Source organism: Stutzerimonas stutzeri, assembly GCF_000590475.1.
GTDB lineage: Bacteria > Pseudomonadota > Gammaproteobacteria > Pseudomonadales > Pseudomonadaceae > Stutzerimonas > Stutzerimonas stutzeri_D.
Genome location: NZ_CP007441.1, coordinates 2,623,971 through 2,645,554, shown reverse-complemented (window position 1 = coordinate 2,645,554; position 21,584 = coordinate 2,623,971). Strand labels below are relative to the sequence as shown.

Here is a 21,584-nt window from a genome sequence, read left to right as displayed (position 1 = left end):
GCGTTCAATGTTTAGCGCCGATCTTTGCTCCCCACTCCTTAGCTGTGGCAATGAGGCGCTCTTCATCCATGCGGGTCAGTCGACGATCATCGACCAGTTGCTTGCCGCCTACCCATACATGGCGTACGCAGTCTCGACCACTGGAGTAGATTAGCTGGGAGACAGGGTCGTAGACGGGTTGTTGTGCAAGGCGCGATAAATCGAATGCCACCATGTCGGCGAACTTTCCTATCTCCAGCGATCCGGTGTGATCATCCAGTCCAAGTGCGCGGGCGCCATTGAGCGTAGACATGCGTAACGCGCGATGGGCATCGAGTGCGGTCGCTGATCTCGCGACGGCTTTCGCAAGCAGGGCGGCGGTGCGGGTTTCGCCCAGCAAGTCGAGGTCGTTGTTGCTGGCTGCACCATCGGTCCCAATGCCAACATTGATGCCGGCTTCCCATAGCTGTTCAACCGGGCAAAAACCACTGGCCAGTTTCAAGTTCGATTCCGGGCAATGAATCACGCTGCAATTATGCTCAACCAGCAAAGCGATATCGTCGTCGTCGATCTGCGTCATGTGAACGGCTTGAAAGCGTGGGCCCAATAGCTGCTGGCGAGCCAGGCGAGCCAGCGGACGTTCACCATGCTTATTAAGCGCTTCTTCCACTTCATGCGCTGTTTCATGGACGTGCATATGAATGCCGATGTCCATTTCCGCGACGAGTGTCCGAATACTTTCCAGTGTGGTGTCCGCGACGGAGTAGGGTGCATGTGGGCCAAATGCAATACTCAGGCGAGGATGGTGCTTGAGGTCGTCGTACAGCGCGACACCTTTGCGAAGCGCTTCATCAGCGTCGCGTGCGCCTGGGATAGGAAAGTCCAACACCGGAATCGCTATCTGTGCTCGAACTCCATGCTTATGAACAAGCTGGCTGACCACATCTGGGAAAAAATACATATCGGAAAAGCAGGTAATGCCACTTTGGAGCTGCTCCGCGATAGCAAGCTCACTTCCTGCTTGTACGAACGCTTCGTCTACCCACCTGCTTTCGGCTGGCCAAATGTGCTCGCGCAGCCACGTCATCAACGGCAGGTCGTCAGCCAGTCCGCGAAACAAGGTCATGGCAGCGTGGCCATGCGCGTTGACAAGTCCAGGAGTTAGAAGCATTCCGGTGAGGTCCCGTGTTTCCCGGGCAATATATTGAGTAGCTTCCTCACGAGGGACTATTAGTGCGATGCGCCCGTCACGGATGCCCACTGCATGGTTCTTTAAAACAACACCAGCTGGCTCGACCGGGACGAGCCAGGTAGGGAGTAGTAATAGATCGAGGGGATCGGCAGGCGTATGCGACATGTGGGGTCATCGGCTGATCAATGAAGGAGTTCAGTGTAAAGCCTGTCGAAGCCGGTTTGAAGGAAGCAGAGATAAACTCTGGAGGATGCATCTATATATGTGGACATATTCGGCCAAGCGAACCTTTTCCAAACAAAACTGAAAACAACCGTTGACGTGAGATTCTGAGTGCCTATAATGCGCACCTTCTCCGGCGCAGGCTGTTGGCAAAACCTCTTGTAAATCAAGAAGTTAGCTAAATAAAAGGCTTGCACGGACGGCAGATTCGAGTAGAATGCGCCGTGCTGACAGGGTGGTGGTTGAGGCCTGTTGGCAGCTTCGATCGGGTTGATCGGAAGCGGTGAAGGAGGTGGTTGACAGCAGTTTTGGACGCTGTATGATTCGCCTCCCGCTGACGAGAGACGCTAGGTTGATCGGAAGCGCAAGCGGTTGAGAAGAAAGAAAAACTTCTTCAAAAACAGCTTGACGAGACACAAGGCTGCTGTAGAATGCGCGGCCTCGATTGAGACGAAAGACTTGATCGAAACGCTCTTTAACAACTGAATCAAGCAATTCGTGTGGGTGCTTGTGAGGTAAGACTGGTAGTCAGCAAGATTATCAGCATCACAAATACTCAACGAGAAATCATTGAGTGCTCTTCTTTTAGGAGAAGAGATTGCGATTGCTGAGCCAAGTTTAGGGTTTTCTCAAAACCCAAGCAGTATTGAACTGAAGAGTTTGATCATGGCTCAGATTGAACGCTGGCGGCAGGCCTAACACATGCAAGTCGAGCGGATGAAGGGAGCTTGCTCCCTGATTCAGCGGCGGACGGGTGAGTAATGCCTAGGAATCTGCCTGGTAGTGGGGGACAACGTTTCGAAAGGAACGCTAATACCGCATACGTCCTACGGGAGAAAGCAGGGGACCTTCGGGCCTTGCGCTATCAGATGAGCCTAGGTCGGATTAGCTAGTTGGTGAGGTAATGGCTCACCAAGGCGACGATCCGTAACTGGTCTGAGAGGATGATCAGTCACACTGGAACTGAGACACGGTCCAGACTCCTACGGGAGGCAGCAGTGGGGAATATTGGACAATGGGCGAAAGCCTGATCCAGCCATGCCGCGTGTGTGAAGAAGGTCTTCGGATTGTAAAGCACTTTAAGTTGGGAGGAAGGGCATTAACCTAATACGTTAGTGTTTTGACGTTACCGACAGAATAAGCACCGGCTAACTTCGTGCCAGCAGCCGCGGTAATACGAAGGGTGCAAGCGTTAATCGGAATTACTGGGCGTAAAGCGCGCGTAGGTGGTTTGTTAAGTTGGATGTGAAAGCCCCGGGCTCAACCTGGGAACTGCATCCAAAACTGGCAAGCTAGAGTATGGCAGAGGGTGGTGGAATTTCCTGTGTAGCGGTGAAATGCGTAGATATAGGAAGGAACACCAGTGGCGAAGGCGACCACCTGGGCTAATACTGACACTGAGGTGCGAAAGCGTGGGGAGCAAACAGGATTAGATACCCTGGTAGTCCACGCCGTAAACGATGTCGACTAGCCGTTGGGATCCTTGAGATCTTAGTGGCGCAGCTAACGCATTAAGTCGACCGCCTGGGGAGTACGGCCGCAAGGTTAAAACTCAAATGAATTGACGGGGGCCCGCACAAGCGGTGGAGCATGTGGTTTAATTCGAAGCAACGCGAAGAACCTTACCAGGCCTTGACATGCAGAGAACTTTCCAGAGATGGATGGGTGCCTTCGGGAACTCTGACACAGGTGCTGCATGGCTGTCGTCAGCTCGTGTCGTGAGATGTTGGGTTAAGTCCCGTAACGAGCGCAACCCTTGTCCTTAGTTACCAGCACGTTATGGTGGGCACTCTAAGGAGACTGCCGGTGACAAACCGGAGGAAGGTGGGGATGACGTCAAGTCATCATGGCCCTTACGGCCTGGGCTACACACGTGCTACAATGGTCGGTACAAAGGGTTGCCAAGCCGCGAGGTGGAGCTAATCCCATAAAACCGATCGTAGTCCGGATCGCAGTCTGCAACTCGACTGCGTGAAGTCGGAATCGCTAGTAATCGTGAATCAGAATGTCACGGTGAATACGTTCCCGGGCCTTGTACACACCGCCCGTCACACCATGGGAGTGGGTTGCTCCAGAAGTAGCTAGTCTAACCTTCGGGAGGACGGTTACCACGGAGTGATTCATGACTGGGGTGAAGTCGTAACAAGGTAGCCGTAGGGGAACCTGCGGCTGGATCACCTCCTTAATCGAAGACTTCAGCTTCTTCATAAGTTCCCACACGAATTGCTTGATTCACTAGCGAAAAGCGATTGGGTTTCGACCCGAGAGAGACGATTGGGTCTGTAGCTCAGTTGGTTAGAGCGCACCCCTGATAAGGGTGAGGTCGGCAGTTCGAATCTGCCCAGACCCACCAATTGTCATGGGATGTGGCCGATCTGTAGATGGGGCCATAGCTCAGCTGGGAGAGCGCCTGCTTTGCACGCAGGAGGTCAGCGGTTCGATCCCGCTTGGCTCCACCATTAACTCGATAATCGCTGAAAGCACAGAAATGAATCCGTTCCGGATGGAGCGTATTGATTTCTGGTCTTTGCGCCAGTAACTGTTCTTTAAAAATTTGGGTATGTGATAGAAGTAGATTTGGGTAATTACTTTCACTGGTAGTTATTCAAGTCAAGGTAAAATTTGCGAGTTGCTCGAAAGAGCGAAATGCGGATTTTCGGCGAATGTCGTCTTCACGTTATGAGACAGTAACCAGATTGCTTGGGGTTATATGGTCAAGTGAAGAAGCGCATACGGTGGATGCCTTGGCAGTCAGAGGCGATGAAAGACGTGGTAGCCTGCGAAAAGCTTCGGGGAGTCGGCAAACAGACTGTGATCCGGAGATGTCTGAATGGGGGAACCCAGCCATCATAAGATGGTTATCACACACTGAATACATAGGTGTGTGAGGCGAACCAGGGGAACTGAAACATCTAAGTACCCTGAGGAAAAGAAATCAACCGAGATTCCCTTAGTAGTGGCGAGCGAACGGGGACTAGCCCTTAAGCTTCTTTGATTTTAGCGGAACGCTCTGGAAAGTGCGGCCATAGTGGGTGATAGCCCTGTACGCGAAAGGATCTTAGAAGTGAAATCGAGTAGGACGGAGCACGAGAAACTTTGTCTGAATATGGGGGGACCATCCTCCAAGGCTAAATACTACTGACTGACCGATAGTGAACCAGTACCGTGAGGGAAAGGCGAAAAGAACCCCGGAGAGGGGAGTGAAATAGATCCTGAAACCGTATGCGTACAAGCAGTGGGAGCCTACTTTGTTAGGTGACTGCGTACCTTTTGTATAATGGGTCAGCGACTTATTTTCAGTGGCGAGCTTAACCGAATAGGGGAGGCGTAGCGAAAGCGAGTCTTAATAGGGCGTCTAGTCGCTGGGAATAGACCCGAAACCGGGCGATCTATCCATGGGCAGGTTGAAGGTTGGGTAACACTAACTGGAGGACCGAACCGACTACCGTTGAAAAGTTAGCGGATGACCTGTGGATCGGAGTGAAAGGCTAATCAAGCTCGGAGATAGCTGGTTCTCCTCGAAAGCTATTTAGGTAGCGCCTCGTGTATCACTGCTGGGGGTAGAGCACTGTTTCGGCTAGGGGGTCATCCCGACTTACCAAACCGATGCAAACTCCGAATACCAGCAAGTGTCAGCACGGGAGACACACGGCGGGTGCTAACGTCCGTCGTGAAAAGGGAAACAACCCAGACCGTCAGCTAAGGTCCCAAAATCCTGGTTAAGTGGGAAACGATGTGGGAAGGCTCAGACAGCTAGGAGGTTGGCTTAGAAGCAGCCACCCTTTAAAGAAAGCGTAATAGCTCACTAGTCGAGTCGGCCTGCGCGGAAGATGTAACGGGGCTCAAACCAGGTACCGAAGCTACGGGTTCAACGTAAGTTGAGCGGTAGAGGAGCGTTCTGTAAGCCTGTGAAGGTGAGTTGAGAAGCTTGCTGGAGGTATCAGAAGTGCGAATGCTGACATGAGTAACGACAATGCGAGTGAAAAACTCGCACGCCGAAAGACCAAGGGTTCCTGCGCAACGTTAATCGACGCAGGGTGAGTCGGTCCCTAAGGCGAGGCTGAAGAGCGTAGTCGATGGGAAACGGGTTAATATTCCCGTACTTCTAGTTACTGCGATGGGGGGACGGAGAAGGCTAGGCCAGCTTGGCGTTGGTTGTCCAAGTTTAAGGTGGTAGGCAGAGATCTTAGGTAAATCCGGGATCTTAATGCCGAGAACTGATGACGATCCTTCTTTTAGAAGGAGAAGTGGTTGATGCCATGCTTCCAGGAAAAGCCTCTAAGCTTCAGGTAACTAGGAACCGTACCCCAAACCGACACAGGTGGTTGGGTAGAGAATACCAAGGCGCTTGAGAGAACTCGGGTGAAGGAACTAGGCAAAATGGCACCGTAACTTCGGGAGAAGGTGCGCCGGTGAGGGTGAAGGGTTTACCCCGTAAGCTCATGCCGGTCGAAGATACCAGGCCGCTGCGACTGTTTATTAAAAACACAGCACTCTGCAAACACGAAAGTGGACGTATAGGGTGTGACGCCTGCCCGGTGCCGGAAGGTTAATTGATGGGGTTAGCGCAAGCGAAGCTCTTGATCGAAGCCCCGGTAAACGGCGGCCGTAACTATAACGGTCCTAAGGTAGCGAAATTCCTTGTCGGGTAAGTTCCGACCTGCACGAATGGCGTAACGATGGCGGCGCTGTCTCCACCCGAGACTCAGTGAAATTGAAATCGCTGTGAAGATGCAGTGTATCCGCGGCTAGACGGAAAGACCCCGTGAACCTTTACTATAGCTTTGCACTGGACTTTGAATTTGCTTGTGTAGGATAGGTGGGAGGCTTTGAAGCGTGGACGCCAGTTCGCGTGGAGCCAACCTTGAAATACCACCCTGGCAACTTTGAGGTTCTAACTCTGGTCCGTTATCCGGATCGAGGACAGTGTATGGTGGGTAGTTTGACTGGGGCGGTCTCCTCCTAAAGAGTAACGGAGGAGTACGAAGGTGCGCTCAGACCGGTCGGAAATCGGTCGTAGAGTATAAAGGCAAAAGCGCGCTTGACTGCGAGACAGACACGTCGAGCAGGTACGAAAGTAGGTCTTAGTGATCCGGTGGTTCTGTATGGAAGGGCCATCGCTCAACGGATAAAAGGTACTCCGGGGATAACAGGCTGATACCGCCCAAGAGTTCATATCGACGGCGGTGTTTGGCACCTCGATGTCGGCTCATCACATCCTGGGGCTGAAGCCGGTCCCAAGGGTATGGCTGTTCGCCATTTAAAGTGGTACGCGAGCTGGGTTTAGAACGTCGTGAGACAGTTCGGTCCCTATCTGCCGTGGACGTTTGAGATTTGAGAGGGGCTGCTCCTAGTACGAGAGGACCGGAGTGGACGAACCTCTGGTGTTCCGGTTGTCACGCCAGTGGCATTGCCGGGTAGCTATGTTCGGAAGAGATAACCGCTGAAAGCATCTAAGCGGGAAACTTGCCTCAAGATGAGATCTCACTGGAGCCTTGAGCTCCCTGAAGGGCCGTCGAAGACTACGACGTTGATAGGTGGGGTGTGTAAGCGCTGTGAGGCGTTGAGCTAACCCATACTAATTGCCCGTGAGGCTTGACCATATAACACCCAAACAATTTGATGTTTGCGTGTCAGACGGTTGAAGTCGACAAACAAACCGAAAAGACGCATCGCTCGCAAAGCGAAAGCCACATCGAAGCACCATCACATACCCAATTAGGGGAAGCGACTCAACACCGACTCCCCAACCGAATTGCTTGACGACCATAGAGCGTTGGAACCACCTGATCCCATCCCGAACTCAGAAGTGAAACGACGCATCGCCGATGGTAGTGTGGGGTCTCCCCATGTGAGAGTAGGTCATCGTCAAGCTTCTACACCAAACCCCCGATCATCGTAAGATGGCCGGGGGTTTGTCTTTGGGCGAAGAAAAATACTTCTTTTCGTCTGCCGTGGTAATGCGCGCGAGCTGCTTATGTTGACAGACCTTGCGGGGCTAAGCGGATAACCGCTGTGATGAGCCGCCGCGTGTCTAATCGTCTAGGGAGTAGACCGCCGCGGCCACGTTGCCCGGGAGGTGAATCAGAGGTAGTCCGCAATAGCGCAAGCAAGCTAGTGGCTTACGTAAACCGTTGAACACAGCGTCAACGCGGCGAGCACAATCTGTAGTGGTCTACTAAACCCGGACACCCATTTAAGGCGAGAATAGCCGCCATAGAGAGGTGTCTGATGACCAAACAACGTCGTACGTTTACGCCTGAGTTCAAACGAGAGGCAGCCAGCTTGGTTCTCGACCAGGGCTACAGCCACACCGATGCAGCCCGTTCGCTTGGGCTAGTTGAGTCGGCCCTGCGTCGATGGGTAAGCCAGCTCCAACAGGAGCGAAACGGTGTTACCCCGACCAGTAAAGCGCTGACACCCGAGCAGCAGAGGATTCAGGAATTGGAAGCCCGCATCAATCGTCTGGAACGGGAAAAGTCGATCCTAAAAAAGGCCACCGCGCTCTTGATGGCCGAGGAGCACGAGCGCTCGCGTTGATTGATCAGTTCCGCTCTGAAGAGCCGGTTGAACTGTTGTGCTCGGTATTTGAAGTCCCCCGTTCCTGTTATTACGCGCATTGCCGCAAGCACCGATCTCCATGCGATGAGCGGCTTGTTTTGCGTAGCCGTGTGAATGAGTTATTCACCCAAAGCCGCAGTGCTGCGGGCAGCCGGAGCATCATGTTCATGATGCGCGAAGACGGGATCGAGATTGGACGATTCAAGGTGCGCAAGCTGATGAGAGAGATGAAGCTGGTCAGCAAGCAGCCTGGTTCGCATGCCTACAAAAAGGCGACGGTAGAACGGCCGGATATCCCGAACGTGTTGGATAGAGCGTTCACCGTATCGGCGCCAAACGAGGTCTGGTGTGGCGACATCACCTATGTTTGGGCCCAGGGCCAATGGCACTACCTGGCTGCGGTGATCGATCTTTACGCGCGCCGCGTAGTGGGCTGGGCCTTCTCGCCGAAGCCAGATGCTGATCTGGTCATCAAAGCGTTGGACATGGCCTACGAGCTACGGGGACGGCCAGAGGGCGTGTTGTTTCACAGCGATCAGGGTAGCCAATATGGCAGTCGGAGCTTTCGCCAGCGACTGTGGCGTTATCGCTTCAAGCAGAGCATGAGTCTCCGTGGGAATTGCTACGACAACGCCCCAATGGAGCGGCTGTTCCGCAGCCTAAAGACCGAGTGGATACCGACCACCGGCTACATGAGCGCTTCACTTGCCCAGCAAGATATCAGTCGGTTCCTGATGCAGCGGTATAACTGGGACGACCGCATCAGTTCAACAATGGACTCCCGCCTGCGTTGGCCGAGGAAAAACTTAACGCAGTGTCCGGGATTAGTTGACCACTACAATCATTGAGACACGCTAGGATGTAACCTGCCTAGAGAAATCACCTCCATGCATGTTAAACACGTCCATTTGTACACATCGATAAGCTGTATTTTTGGTCAAAAGCTTGCGGAATCCGGGTATGGAAAGCCGAGCCGCAGCACAAACAATAAGATAGATGAGCGGGCCCGTAAGCCCGCCGCTATTAGGTCAGTTACCTCGATATTCACACCCGCTCGTACAGGTTTCATGAATGCGAATTCGTGATAATTCGGGGAGCAGCGGCTTCAGTTCGTGCCAGATCCATTTCGCCAGGTTTTCACTGGTGGGGTTTTCCAGGCCTGGCAGATCGTTTAGATAGTTGTGGTCGAGGCGTTCGTAGATTGGCTTGAACATCTGCTTTATCTCACCAAAATCTCGAATCCAACCCGTATGGGAATTCACTTCACCCTCTAGGTAAATTGCGACCCGGAACGAATGACCATGCAGACGACCGCATTTATGGCCCTCGGGTACGTGCGGCAGGCGATGGGCGGATTCGAATGTAAACTCTTTGAATATTTCCACTGATTCATCCAAAAGGTGAAAGTTGGGCTCATCTTACCGTCCTGTACTAGGCATCATAGCTAAACACGTCGCTTAAAAGGCGCGTCTAAGTTGTTCTGTTTATCGCGCTTTGACAACTCCCGCGAACTTAGGGCAAAGTACCCGGCTTTTTTATCGGGCATGCGCCACTTTGGGGGGTTAAGATGAATGCAGTAGTGGCAGCAGTCGGCATTATGCTGGTTCTTAGCCTGTGTCGAGTCCATGTAGTAGTGGCATTGATTACTGGAGCTATTGTTGGCGGCGTCTTGGGCGGGCTAGGGCTTGAGGGGAGCCTTTCTGCCTTTAACAAGGGCCTTGGTGGCGGCGCGACGGTAGCGCTTTCATATGCATTGCTTGGTGCATTCGCAGTCGCGATCGGGAAGAGTGGGCTAGCCCATGCGCTCGCAGACCGGGCACTGGCCATGGTGGGTAAGCGCGAATCCCAGTCTGGCGGGGCGGTGAAGTGGACGATGATCGGGCTACTGTTAGCGGTCGCAGTGTCGTCACAGAATATCGTCCCTATACATATTGCCTTTATTCCTTTGCTGGTCCCGCCGCTGCTGTATGTGTTGAGCAAGTTACAAATAGACAGACGGTTGATTGCCTGTGTTCTGGCATTTGGCCTGGTAACGCCCTATATGTTTCTGCCCGTCGGCTTCGGAAGCATCTTTCTGAATGAGATCCTTCTTGCTAACGTCGCCAAGAGCGGTGCTGATATCGCGGGGATAAATGTAAGCCAGGCCATGTTGATTCCTGCCCTCGGAATGGGCGCAGGTCTGCTGATGGCCATGTTCAGCTATCGCAAACCGCGCGCTTATGACCTAGCCAAGGTCGATCAAACTAAAACGACCAGCGTCAGCTACAGCCCCCTTACCTTATTAGTTGCAGCACTGGCTGTTGCCGCTGCGTTCGTGGTGCAGCTGTGGCTGGATTCGATGATCATCGGGGCGTTGATCGGTTTCGTTATTTTCTCCGTTTCTGGGGTGGTTCGCTGGAAGGAGGCTGATGATCTGTTCACCGAAGGCATGAAGATGATGGCTATGATCGGCTTCATCATGATTGCCGCAGCTGGCTTCGCGGAAGTCATGCGTGAAACCGGTGAAGTCAAAACCCTGGTTGATGCGTCTGCAGAGTGGATCGGGAACAGCAAGGCTATTGGCGCCTTGATGATGCTGCTGGTTGGTTTGTTGGTAACCATCGGGATCGGATCGTCGTTCTCCACCGTTCCGATCATCGCAGCCATTTTCGTTCCACTCGGGCTTGAGCTCGGGTTCAGTCCATTGGCTATCGTCAGCCTGGTAGGTACAGCCGGTGCATTGGGGGACGCAGGCTCGCCGGCGTCAGACTCGACGCTGGGTCCAACTGCCGGATTGAACGCGGACGGCCAGCATAACCACATCTGGGATACCGTGGTGCCGACTTTCCTCCATTACAACCTGCCACTCCTTGCATTTGGCTGGGTTGCAGCAATGACGCTGTGAAGAATTAAGCACGGACCTTACCCGCATTAGCGCCGTCGCAAGGACGGCGCGTTCATCACGCTCTTCCTGTTGTCGAATCGGCACTCCTAACGGCAATTGCTGACTAACAAATACAGCCGCAGCGATAGGAAGCAGATTGTGAAATCAACTCTTGAGCAGAAAGTCTTTCTTGCTCTGTTGCTCGTCGTAACCCTTGCATTCGGCTGGATACTCTTCCCGTTCTATGGGGCCGTATTCTGGGCCATCATTCTCGCCATTATTTTTGCGCCTCTACAGCGCCGTCTATATGGTCATCTCGACAATCGACGAAATCTGACTGCACTGATTACCTTATCGATATGCCTGGTGGTTGCGGTTCTCCCGGTTATTCTGATTACCGGCTTGCTGGTTCAGGAAGGCTCTTCACTTTATAAACAGATCGAAAGTGGCGAGCTTGATATAGGCAGTTTCGTAGGCAGCGCAAAGGAGTTGTTACCTACATCGTTTCAGCTGCAGTTGCAGAGGTTTGGCCTTGGTGACATGGACCAAATACGCGAGCGGCTTGCAAGTGGAGCGCTAGAGGGCAGTCAATTTCTTGCTACCAAGGCATTCAGTTTTGGCCAAGGAACGTTTCAGTTCCTGATCAGCTTTTTCGTGATGCTATATCTGCTGTTCTTTCTCATTCGGGACGGACGAGAACTGGTAGCGATGCTCAGGCGTGCGCTGCCTTTGAGCGACAATCAAAAACGTAGGCTGTTCAGCAAATTTACACGTGTGGTCAGAGCTACGGTTAAAGGCAATATCGTGGTGGCGGCCACTCAAGGATTTCTCGGTGGTGTGATCTTTGCTGTGCTAGGGATCCCTGGTGCGTTGCTTTGGGGCGTACTCATGGCGTTCTTGTCATTGCTGCCAGCGGTGGGGGCAGGACTGATATGGACTCCAGTAGCGATCTACTTCCTGATGAAAGGAATGATCCTGCAGAGCGTAATTCTCACCCTTTACGGCGTTCTCGTGATTGGCTTGGTAGATAACATCCTTAGGCCGATTCTGGTGGGGAAGGACACCAAGATGCCCGACTATCTGGTATTGATCTCGACACTGGGCGGGCTCGCTCTGTTTGGCCTGAATGGCTTTGTGATCGGCCCGCTCGTTGCCGCGCTATTCATGTCTGCATGGGGGCTGTTTATTGCGCCCGAATCCAAACCGTCGATTTAGGTGTAGCCGGTCGTATCGGGCGCACATTGGAATCAGAGCACTCGTCCACCATCGTCACGGGTGATAATCACCGTCGCCGAACGGGGTCTGCGCCCAGGCCCGTCGGGCCAGACGCTGGTGTATTCGGTAGAGGTCGAGCCTTCGCCTGGGTGCTGGATATTGATGAACAGCGTGCGGAAGTCAGGTGTTGCTGTAATACCTGTCACTTCAGCCCCGCTCGGTCCAACCAGGAATCGCTTGGTTTCACCCGTTTTTGGATCCGACACCAGCATCTGGTTGTTGCCAAAAGGTCCGCCGCTCAGCTGGCTTCCGCTCATGTCGGTTTGGATCCAGAGACGTCCTTCATCGTCGAACCAGAGTCCGTCCGGGCTCGCCAGGATATTCGTTTCGTTCAGCGATTTTCCATGCGGGTCGTGGCTGTCATTCTGCGGTCCGGCGAGCAGGTATAAGTCCCAGTGAAACTGCGTGCCGATGTGATTTCGTCCAGCTTCGCGCCAGCGGATGATATGTCCGTAGGGGTTCGGTGCGCGGGGGTTTGCTGCATCGGCCTCTTGTCGAGCGCTGTTGTTGGTCAGTGTGAAATACACTTCGCCCGTGTCAGGATGCACAGCGCCCCATTCCGGGCGATCCATCTTTGTCGCTCCGACAATATCCGCAGCGAGTCGAGTATTGATCATCACATCGCCTTGATCGGCGAATTCGACGCCAGCGGCGGCACAAGCCTGCTGAAACGCCGCATCGTCAATGTCCAGCGGTAACCAGTCGCCGCTTCCGTCCGGATTGAAACGAGCGACGTACAAAGTGCCTTCATCGAGAAGGCGGCTGTCGCCGCGCATTGGGCGGTACTTGTCGCGGCTGACGTATTTATAGATGTATTCATTTTGCGAGTCGTCTCCCGAATAGCAGACGACAGGCCAGCCCGGTTTGGCAGGTGCGAACACTAATCCTTCATGAGCAAAACGGCCCAGCGCGGTGTGCTTGACCGGCGTGGAGTCGGGATCGAAAGGATCAATCTCGACGATCCAGCCAAATGTATTGGGTTCGTTGCGATAGTCGGCGCGGGCATCTTCGGCTGTTACCGTTGCATCGAAGCGTTGGAATTCGTCACCCTGAATCGTTTCCCAGCCGTAACGGCTTGTCGAGCGGAGTCCGTAGCGCTCCAGGTGGCGAGGGAGCTCTGCGTCACGAGTCGCGAAATAGCCCGCCCAGTTTTCTTCGCAGGTCAGATAGGTTCCCCAAGGCGTGTAACCATTCGAGCAGTTGTTCAACGTTCCACGAGTGGATGTACCGCTTGGGCTATAGCGGGTCTTCATCAAGTCATGACCGCGCGCAGGGCCTTCGATCCGCATCGGCGTTGCGCCAGTAATGCGTCGGTTGCGGGCTGATGGCAGTATGGTCCAGTCGCCGCGAGCACTCCGACGGACTTCTACGATCGACACGCCGTGGGCGTTGATTTCCTTTCGGACCTCGTCGGCATCGACGCGTTTGTCGCCTACGATGGTGGGCCCGTTTCGATGCAGCAACGGCGGGTCTATATATTCATGATTCAGCGCGAGTAGGCCATGGTCGCTCTTTCGTCCTTTGAACTTTGTGTCCATTGGGAAGAAGTGCATGCCATCGTGGTGCATACCGGTCTGTTGCGCCTGATGTTCGGCGCTGTTGCTAGCGTCTTCCAGATACGCTGGATAGCTTCCGCAAATAGGTGTGCCCCAGGGAATGAACACCTGTGTAGAAAAGCCGGACGGGACCGTAACAGTGTCTGCTCTGGTGACATTCACGGCACCGAACGGGAGGCGAGTGCGGCGCTGAAAGGGCAATTTATTGCCAGCGCCTGCAGGCTCGGCTGCCCTCGCTATTGCGGGCAAACCACCTAGAAAGGCCAGCGCGCCAAGCGCCGCGCCGCCGGCCAGTACTGTACGCCGACCCGCGCTGACGACATCTTGGATATGGCAGTTGTTTGAACGGTTGCTCGGCAATTCATCGCCATCGCCGAACATGATGTTTTGATTATTGTCTGTCACGACACAGCTCCATAAGTAATCGACGGAACTGTGACGCTAAGCTGAGCTTACGACAGGTTAATGACAGGTGGGCGGCTACCGACAAGCGGCTCGCTTGTTTGATCTCTTGCGCGAGACATCCATGGGAAGCGCGGTCCTACGGGGCGGCGCATCACCTTCAGAGCCGGGCGATCAGCTCCGACCGTAATCATCGGTTGGCTTGCCCTGTGATTCAGACGTGCCTGCGTTACCATCGCGATCCCTATCACCAACGACCTGTTTTTCATGGAACACAGCTCCCCGCTTGCCTTGTACCAGCAGGCCATCGCGCATCAGGACTTTGTCCGTGACGCTGCTCAGCTGCGCGCTGTCGATTTGCTGCAGCGCTGCCACGAAGCCTTGCATGGCACGGCCGTGGCGTCGCCGCGCGGCGTCTATATGTGGGGGCCGGTAGGACGCGGCAAAACCTGGCTGATGGATATGTTTCACCGCAGCTTGCAGGTGCCGTCACGCCGGCAGCACTTTCATCACTTCATGCGCTGGGTGCACATCAGATCGTTCCAGCTCACTGGCAATGCCGATCCGCTGCAGCTGCTCGCCAAAGAATTGAGCCAGGAAGTCCGTGTACTATGCTTCGATGAGCTGTTCGTTGGCGATATCGGCGATGCAATCATCCTTGGACGCCTGTTCCAGGTCATGTTCGAGCACGGGGTGGTCATCGTCGCCACGTCCAATCAGCCGCCTGGTCAGCTATACGCTGATGGCTTCAACCGGGAGCGATTCGTGCCGGCCATCGATGCCATCGAGCGGCACATGCTGGTGGTCGAGGTGAATGGCGGCGCGGACCATCGACAGCGTCCCGGCGCCGCGCTGCAACGCTTTTGGATTAGCACGCCAGACGGCCCGAGCGCGCTGCGGTCCGTATTCGACAAGCTGATTGGCGGCGAGGCTTCCAATGCTGATCTGGCGATCATAGGCCGCCGTCAACTGCAGACGGTGCGCAGTAGCGAGTCGGTGATCTGGTGTCGTTTTGCCGACCTTTGCGAACAGCCTTTTTCTGCGCTGGATTTCATCGAGCTGTGCGATCGCTTCTCTGCAATCCTGATCAGTGAAATCCCCCAGCTCGGTAGCGAGCAGAGGGAAGGGCGTATTGCCCGTGGCACCGAAGATGCTGCGGCGCGGGTGGAGGCGGGGGACCGCGAGCTACCGAAGCTGGCCGCGCGCGACGATGCGGTCAGGCGTTTTATTGCGCTGGTGGATGAGTGTTACGACCGCGGCGTGCCTCTATATCTGGAGGCGCAGGTGCCGCTGGACGCGTTGTACACCCAGGGATATTTATCGTTCGCGTTTCGTCGCACCCTGAGCCGACTGCGGGAAATGCAGTTACAGCGGTTCGGCGCGCTCGAGCCGAGCCCTGTTCAGTCGCGGTAGAACACCTGAACCAGGTGATAACCGAACTGGCTTTTTACCGGGCCATGAATCTCGCGCAGCGCTTTCTTGAAAATGATCTGGTCGATGCTTCGGACCATCTGGCCTGGGCGCACCTCGCCCAGGTCGCCACCTTTCTTGCCAGACGGGCAAGTCGAATATTTCTTTGCAAGCACGTCGAAAGCCTCGCCGTTGGCGATGCGTTTTTTCAGCTGTGCGGCTTCGGGCTCGGTCTTCACCAGGATATGGCGGGCCATGGCTTTGGGCATTGCGGTACTCCTTGCGTGCGGCGGCGATTGTAGTCAGAACGGGTGTAGAACCGAAGCGGCATCGCTAGACGTCGACCGTTCGTCCGCGATTTGGACCGACGAACGGTAGTTATGGATGTTGCATGTTAGCGCTACCATTCGGCCAACAATCATAACGCAGCACTTCGATGCTGCCGGAGAGCCGATAGTGGATTTCCACTCCAACAGCGATTTTCCTGCGACTTGTCGAGCGTTGGTGGTCATGGGCGTCAGCGGATCGGGCAAGACCGATACCAGCCATGCCGTCGCCGATGCATTGGGTTTTCGACATATCGAAGCCGATCACTATCATCCTGAAGAAAACGTCGCCCGAATGCGTGCTGGCACTCCATTATCGGACGCCGACCGGGTCGAATGGCTGCGCAAACTCATCACTGAGATGCAACGGGCTACCGAAGAGGGCGTCGGCTTCGTGCTCGCTTGCTCGGCACTCAAGCGCCGCTACCGCGACCTGCTACGCGACGCGGTTCCCTCGTTGCGTTTCGCTCATCTTTCCATCGATTACGACACCGCCGTTCAGCGGGTCGGTGGTCGCGCCGGGCATTTCATGCCGATCTCCCTAGTGGACAGCCAGTTCGCCACGCTTGAATCACCGGAAGGCGAGCCCGGCGTGCTGGTTGTGGATGCCAGCCAACCACGCGAGCGGGTGCTTGAGGAGATCGTCGCCTGGATGCAAAGCGCACCCGGTCTGGACATCGCCAGTCGTGAGGATCTTTCCACGCGACCGCTTGATAGCGCTAACAAAGCGATCAAGCACGGCGCTGAGTTAACCACTCCTCCGATCTATACCGGAAAGGTTGCGCAGGGCTTCGATCGGGTCACCGACTGGCTGATGGCCGCGTTGCTGGCGTTCATGGTGATCGTCGTGTTCAGCAGCGTGGTGCTGCGTTATGCGTTCGGAACCGGCTGGACCGGTGCCGAGGAGCTCTCGCGGTTGGCTTTCGTCTGGCTGGTTTTCGTGGGCGTCGCCTCCAGCATGCGCCGCGGCGAATTGATGGCGTTCAGCATGATCCGTGACCGCTTTCCAATGTTATTCCGCCGTCTGGTCGACTCGGTCAGTTGGTTAATGGTGGCTGTTGCCAGTGGCATGGCCGCCTTGGGTGGATGGAACCAGATGCAGTTCGGCTGGAATATCAGCAGCCCGGTGGTCGGCTACCCACTGGCGGTGGCAATGCTGCCCGTGATGGCCAGCATGGTGGCTTTGGCGGTGTTGGCGCTGTTGCAGTTGGTCAATGTCTGGCGCGGGCGACCCCAGCCGCATGCGGCCGACGCCAACATCACAGCTGACTGACTTCCGATAACAACAGGGCAACGCCCGCCGAGGTTCTTGCATGACTGTCGTCGTTTTCCTTTCTTCATTGTTTGGCTTCATGGCATTCGGCATGCCGATCGCCTTCGCGCTGATTCTTACCGGCGCGGTGTTGATGTGGTATCTGGATTTCTGGGATGTCCAGCTGCTGGCGCAGAATCTGCAGGCCGGTGCCGACAGCTTTCCGCTCTTGGCGGTGCCGTTCTTTATTTTGGCGGGTGAATTGATGAATGCCGGCGGGATTTCGCGGCGAATCATCAATATGGCGCAGGCCTATTTCGGCCATAAGCGTGGCGGGCTCGGCTACGTCGCGATCGCCGCCTCGGTGCTGCTGGCAAGTATGTCCGGCTCGGCACTGGCAGACACTGCGGCGTTGGCGACCCTGCTGCTGCCAATGATGCGCGAACGCGGCTATCCGTTGAGCTCCTCGTCGGGCCTGGTGGCGGCTGGCGGCATCATCGCGCCGATCATTCCGCCTTCCATGCCGTTCGTGATCTATGGTGTCGTGACCAATACCTCCATCAGCCAGCTGTTCCTGGCCGGCATGGTGCCGGGCCTGATGATGGGTGCCGGACTGGTCATCGCCTGGACGCTGATCGCTCGCAAGATCGACGAGCCAAAGCAGGAAAAGGCCACGGGGGCCGAGCGACGCAAGGCCCTGGTCGACGGCGCCGCAGCGCTGATGCTGCCGGTAATCATCGTCGGCGGTTTGCGCGGTGGATTGTTTACCCCCACCGAAGCGGCTGTCGTCGCCGCAGTTTATGCATTGCTCGTGTCGACGCTGCTGTACCGCGAGCTCAGTTGGGGCGGCGTGGTCGAGGTCCTTACGCGCGCCAGCCGCACCACGGCGTCAGTGATGTTTCTCTGTGCCGCGGCCATCGTCTCGGCGTACATGATCACCCTGGCGCAGCTCCCGGACGAAATAGCCTCGATGCTCGGCCCGCTGGCTGAAGATCCGAAGTTGCTGATGGTTGCCATCATGCTGCTGATGATTGCGGTTGGCATGGTGCTCGATCTGACGCCGACCATTCTGATCCTTGGGCCCGTGTTGGCGCCCATCGCGGTCAAGGCCGGTATCGATCCGGTGTACTTCGGCGTGATGTTCGTGCTGATCGGATCGATCGGACTGATCACACCACCGGTCGGCACGGTGCTCAACGTCGTCGGCGGGATAGGTCGGCTACGCATGGAGACGCTGGTGCGCGGCGTGATCCCGTTCTTCTTCATCTATCTCGCCATCGTCGTGCTGCTGGTCGCGGTACCGTCGATCATCACCGTGCCGTTGCAATGGCTCCGGTGACCAGGTGAGACATCAATCGCTTCACCCAACCCTCCACAACAACAAAAGGTACGTCAGCATGAAACGTTTTCTCATCGCGGCCCTGGCCGTTACCACCCTTGGCAGCGCCATCACCGCCGTTACCGCACAGGCGGCCGACGACATCCGGCCGCGGATGATCCGCTTCGGCTACGGCCTCAATGAAGACAGCAACCAGGGCCGCGCGGCGAAGGTACTCGTCGACGAGATCGCCAAGGCCTCGGACAACAAACTCAAGGTTCGCACCTTCGGTTCGGCCAGCCTCGGCTCGGATGACCAAATGCAGAATGCCTTGATGGGCGGGGCGCAGGAAATGATGGTCGGCTCGACGGCGACACTGGTTGGTATCTCCAAGGAAATGGCCGTCTGGGATACACCTTTCCTGTTCGAAAATGAGAAGCAGGCGGACTACGTGCTTGACGGCCCGGTCGGTCAGAAGGTCATGGATGCGCTGGAAGCGAAGGGTTTGGTCGGCCTCGTCTATTGGGAGAATGGCTTCCGCAACCTGACCAACAACGTGCGTCCGGTAGAGAAGATGGAGGATTTCAACGGCATCAAGCTGCGCGTGATGCCCAACCCGGTATTCATCGATACCTTCAAGCAGATGGGCGCCAACGCGGTGCCTCTGCCGTTCTCCGAGCTGTTTACGGCGCTGGAAACCAAGGCGGTCGACGGCCAGGAAAACCCGTACAACACGATCCTTTCTTCGAAATTCTACGAAGTGCAGAAGTACCTGAGCGTGACCAATCACGTCTACAGCCCGTGGATTGTCACGGCGTCCAAGCGCTGGTGGGATGGCCTGTCCGAAACCGAGCAGAACATCATCATGGAAGCGGCGAAGAAATCGCGCGATTCGGAGCGTGCGGACACTCGTGCCGAAGCGCAAGAAGCCTTGGCCAAAATCAAGGAGCAGGGCATGGAAATAAACAAGGTCAGCCCTGAAGAGATTCAGCGCATGCGCGAGAAGGCCAAGCCAGCGATCCAGACCGTGGTCGACACAGTGGGTGAGCCGCTGTTCAAAGAAGTTCAGGCGGAAATTGCAAAAGCACCTAAGTGACCAGGAGCGCCCCTGCGGGGGCGTCATCCCGTTATAGAATTTTCGCCCTTGGTCGCTGGATGCCGTTATGAGTTCTCGCCGTCGTCGTTCTCTGGAACGGGCCACGCTCTCCGATGTTGCCCGCAGCGCAGGCTGCTCGCTAATGTCCGCCTCACGTGCGTTGTCTCAACCCGAACGGGTGTCTGATGCGCTGCGCGAGCGCGTGATGACGGCTGTCAAGGCGCTGGGTTACGTCCCGCATACTGCCGCGCGCAACCTCGCCAGCGCCCGATCGAATCTGGTCGCGGTGATCATCCCGTCGCTGTCGAACGCGGTGTTCGTCGATACGGTCGAGGCCATTCAGCGCGTGCTGATGCCGGCTGGCTATGAGCTGATGATCGGCGTCAGCCATTACCATCCCGAAGAAGACGAGCGCTTGTTACGCGCCTATCTGGCGCATCAGCCGGCTGGACTGCTGGTAACCGGATTCGAACGCAGTGACGCCGCACGCGAAGTGCTCGGGAGCTACACCAGCCCGATCGTGACCCTGATGGAGCTGAGCGATGCGGAGGAAGACTACTGCGTCGGCTTCTCGCAGTACGAGGCGGGCGCGGAGATGACTCGCAAGCTGCTCGAGCGCGGCTATCGCCATATCGCCTTCGCTGCTGCCCAACTCGACCCCCGCACGCTTCAGCGCGCCGAAGGTTACCGCCAGGCCATGCGCGACGCGTCGCGTTACGCTGCCGCGCTGGAACTGCTGACACCGGAGGTATCGTCCATCGGCTTGGGCGCGCAATTGCTCGACCGCCTGTTAGCGCAGCACCCGCAGATCGATGCGATCTTCTTCAACAACGACGATTTGGCACTGGGCGCGCTGTTCCGCGCGCGTCAGCTGCAGCTTGCCGTGCCACAGCGCCTGGCGATCGCCGGCTTCAATGACTTGCCAGCGGCGGCCTGGATGCATCCGGCACTGACCACCGTACGCACCATCCGCAGTGAAATTGGCAAGCTGGCCGGGCAAATGCTGCTCAGCTTGATGCGTGGCGACACACCGCCGCAACGACGGATCGATGTCGGCTTCGAAGTGGTAATGCGCGAAAGCGCGTGATTGGCGACCGGCAAGTAAGTCTTGCCGGCGGTATTGCTATTCGGCGTGTTGCGCCGCGGTGACCTGCTGGGCAATTTCGATCATCTGTTCACGCATCCAGCGGTTGGCAGGGTCCTGATCGGTGCTTTCGTGCCAATAGATGTGTGTCTCCAGTGGTGGAATGTCCACTGGCAAAGGGATCTGGTGCAAGTCGTGACGACGGGCGAAACGCTCCGGCACGGTAACGGCCATGTCGGTCTGCTGAATCACCTGAGTAGCCATCATGTAGTGCTGCGAGCGCAGGGCAATCTTGCGCTGCTGGCCCATCTTGCCCAGGGCCAGATCGACCATTCCCAGGCCGCTGCGCCGGCTGGAAATATGTATGTGCGACAGCGACAGGTATTCCTCGACGTTGAGTTTGTCCTTCGCTAACGGGTGTCCGCGGCGCATGGCACAGACGTAGCGGTCTTCCAGCAGCTTGACATGGCGTACTTGTGGATCGGTATTGAGCGGCGCGTCCATCGCGAAATCCAGGCGGCCGGCAGCCAGCTCCTTGGTGGTTTCGCGGCGCTTGGCCAGCATGCTTTCGATCTTCACGTTCGGCGCCAGCCGCCGCAGCCGCTGGAACAGCGGTGGCAGTACCACGGCCTCGGTCAGGTCGGTCATGCTGATGCGGAAGGTCTTGTTCGCCTGTAGCGGATTGAAGGTACGGCTTTCCTGCACCGAAACCCGCAGCAACTGCAGTGCATTACGCACCGGCCCGATGATGTTCTGCGCCATCGGCGTCGGCACCATACCTTGGGCGGTACGCACGAAGAGTGGGTCGTTGAAAGTCTCGCGAAGGCGCGCCAATGCATTTGAAACGGCAGGTTGGGTAATGCCGACGATCTGCCCGGCGCGGGTCAGGTTCGCCTCGGTATAGATGGCATCGAAGACGATAAATAGATTCAGATCGACCTTGTTCAGGTTCATTGTTGTGCTCTCTGGCGTGTATCGGAATTGGCCGATCATATATCGGTGATGAATGTTTATACACGAGGAAAATAGCTTAGATAAATCGTTGGCC

At 56.0% G+C, this 21,584-nt stretch carries 12 protein-coding genes, 2 tRNA genes, 3 rRNA genes and 1 pseudogene; 13 read left to right on the top strand and 5 right to left on the bottom strand.

Annotated elements, in window-relative coordinates; translation table 11 throughout:
• Positions 1 to 4: 4 nt before the first annotated feature.
• The gene (locus CH92_RS12115; protein WP_025242033.1) at positions 5 to 1,336 is read right to left on the bottom strand and encodes a TRZ/ATZ family hydrolase; all 1,332 of its coding nucleotides are present in this window, start codon (positions 1,334 to 1,336) and stop codon (positions 5 to 7) included.
• Positions 1,337 to 2,041: 705 nt separating this feature from the next.
• Here CH92_RS12115 and CH92_RS12110 point away from each other — a divergent pair.
• From CH92_RS12110 to CH92_RS21640, 6 genes and pseudogenes are all read left to right on the top strand, one after another.
• Positions 2,042 to 3,578, top strand: a 16S ribosomal RNA gene (locus CH92_RS12110).
• A gap of 91 nt (positions 3,579 to 3,669) precedes the next feature.
• A tRNA-Ile gene (locus CH92_RS12105) sits at positions 3,670 to 3,746 on the top strand.
• Between the two features lie 30 nt (positions 3,747 to 3,776).
• Positions 3,777 to 3,852 (top strand) — tRNA-Ala (locus CH92_RS12100).
• A 253-nt stretch (positions 3,853 to 4,105) separates the two neighbouring features.
• Positions 4,106 to 6,996, top strand: a 23S ribosomal RNA gene (locus CH92_RS12095).
• Between the two features lie 155 nt (positions 6,997 to 7,151).
• Positions 7,152 to 7,267, top strand: a 5S ribosomal RNA gene (rrf, locus tag CH92_RS12090).
• Together the 16S, 23S and 5S rRNA genes with 2 tRNA genes alongside form the textbook arrangement of a ribosomal RNA operon.
• Positions 7,268 to 7,624: 357 nt before the next feature.
• Positions 7,625 to 8,786 (top strand): annotated as a pseudogene (locus CH92_RS21640) (IS3 family transposase).
• Positions 8,787 to 8,982: 196 nt separating this feature from the next.
• On the opposite strand, the gene queD reads toward CH92_RS21640, so the two are convergent.
• Positions 8,983 to 9,339, bottom strand: a complete 357-nt coding sequence (queD, locus tag CH92_RS12075) for a 6-carboxytetrahydropterin synthase QueD (RefSeq protein WP_025242031.1) — start codon at positions 9,337 to 9,339, stop codon at positions 8,983 to 8,985.
• 182 nt (positions 9,340 to 9,521) lie between these two features.
• Here queD and CH92_RS12070 point away from each other — a divergent pair, with 182 nt between their 5' ends.
• Both CH92_RS12070 and CH92_RS12065 read left to right on the top strand, forming a co-directional pair.
• Positions 9,522 to 10,838 carry a Na+/H+ antiporter family protein gene (locus tag CH92_RS12070; RefSeq protein ID WP_025242030.1) on the top strand — a complete coding sequence of 439 codons (1,317 nt, stop codon included), beginning with the start codon at positions 9,522 to 9,524 and terminating at the stop codon, positions 10,836 to 10,838.
• Between the two features lie 135 nt (positions 10,839 to 10,973).
• A complete protein-coding gene (locus CH92_RS12065) occupies positions 10,974 to 12,032 on the top strand; it encodes an AI-2E family transporter (RefSeq protein WP_025242029.1) in 1,059 nt (352 codons plus the stop codon).
• A gap of 32 nt (positions 12,033 to 12,064) precedes the next feature.
• Here the strand turns inward: CH92_RS12065 and CH92_RS12060 are convergent, their stop codons facing one another.
• Entirely contained in the window at positions 12,065 to 14,029 is a 1,965-nt protein-coding gene (locus tag CH92_RS12060) for a PhoX family protein (protein ID WP_200869673.1), read from the bottom strand.
• 288 nt (positions 14,030 to 14,317) lie between these two features.
• Here CH92_RS12060 and zapE point away from each other — a divergent pair, with 288 nt between their 5' ends.
• Positions 14,318 to 15,463: a cell division protein ZapE gene (gene zapE, locus CH92_RS12055; protein WP_025242027.1), complete on the top strand. Its 1,146-nt coding sequence runs from the start codon at positions 14,318 to 14,320 to the stop codon at positions 15,461 to 15,463.
• Here zapE and CH92_RS12050 read toward each other — a convergent pair.
• Positions 15,451 to 15,729: a peptidylprolyl isomerase gene (locus tag CH92_RS12050; RefSeq protein WP_025242026.1), complete on the bottom strand. Its 279-nt coding sequence runs from the start codon at positions 15,727 to 15,729 to the stop codon at positions 15,451 to 15,453. The genes zapE and CH92_RS12050 overlap by 13 nt on opposite strands.
• A 241-nt stretch (positions 15,730 to 15,970) precedes the next feature.
• Between CH92_RS12050 and CH92_RS12045 the strand changes: the two genes are divergently transcribed.
• From CH92_RS12045 to CH92_RS12030, 4 genes are all read left to right on the top strand, one after another.
• Positions 15,971 to 17,059 carry a gluconokinase, GntK/IdnK-type gene (locus tag CH92_RS12045; protein WP_038622988.1) on the top strand — a complete coding sequence of 363 codons (1,089 nt, stop codon included), beginning with the start codon at positions 15,971 to 15,973 and terminating at the stop codon, positions 17,057 to 17,059.
• A gap of 40 nt (positions 17,060 to 17,099) precedes the next feature.
• Entirely contained in the window at positions 17,100 to 18,377 is a 1,278-nt protein-coding gene (locus tag CH92_RS12040; protein WP_025242024.1) for a TRAP transporter large permease, read from the top strand.
• Positions 18,378 to 18,435: 58 nt separating this feature from the next.
• A complete protein-coding gene (locus tag CH92_RS12035; protein WP_025242023.1) occupies positions 18,436 to 19,452 on the top strand; it encodes a TRAP transporter substrate-binding protein in 1,017 nt (338 codons plus the stop codon).
• A gap of 67 nt (positions 19,453 to 19,519) precedes the next feature.
• On the top strand, positions 19,520 to 20,539 hold the full coding sequence (locus CH92_RS12030; RefSeq protein WP_025242022.1) for a LacI family DNA-binding transcriptional regulator: 1,020 nt from the start codon (positions 19,520 to 19,522) through the stop codon (positions 20,537 to 20,539).
• Positions 20,540 to 20,575: 36 nt separating this feature from the next.
• Here CH92_RS12030 and CH92_RS12025 read toward each other — a convergent pair whose 3' ends face one another.
• Positions 20,576 to 21,490 carry a LysR family transcriptional regulator gene (locus CH92_RS12025; protein WP_025242021.1) on the bottom strand — a complete coding sequence of 305 codons (915 nt, stop codon included), beginning with the start codon at positions 21,488 to 21,490 and terminating at the stop codon, positions 20,576 to 20,578.
• Positions 21,491 to 21,584 lie beyond the last annotated feature (94 nt).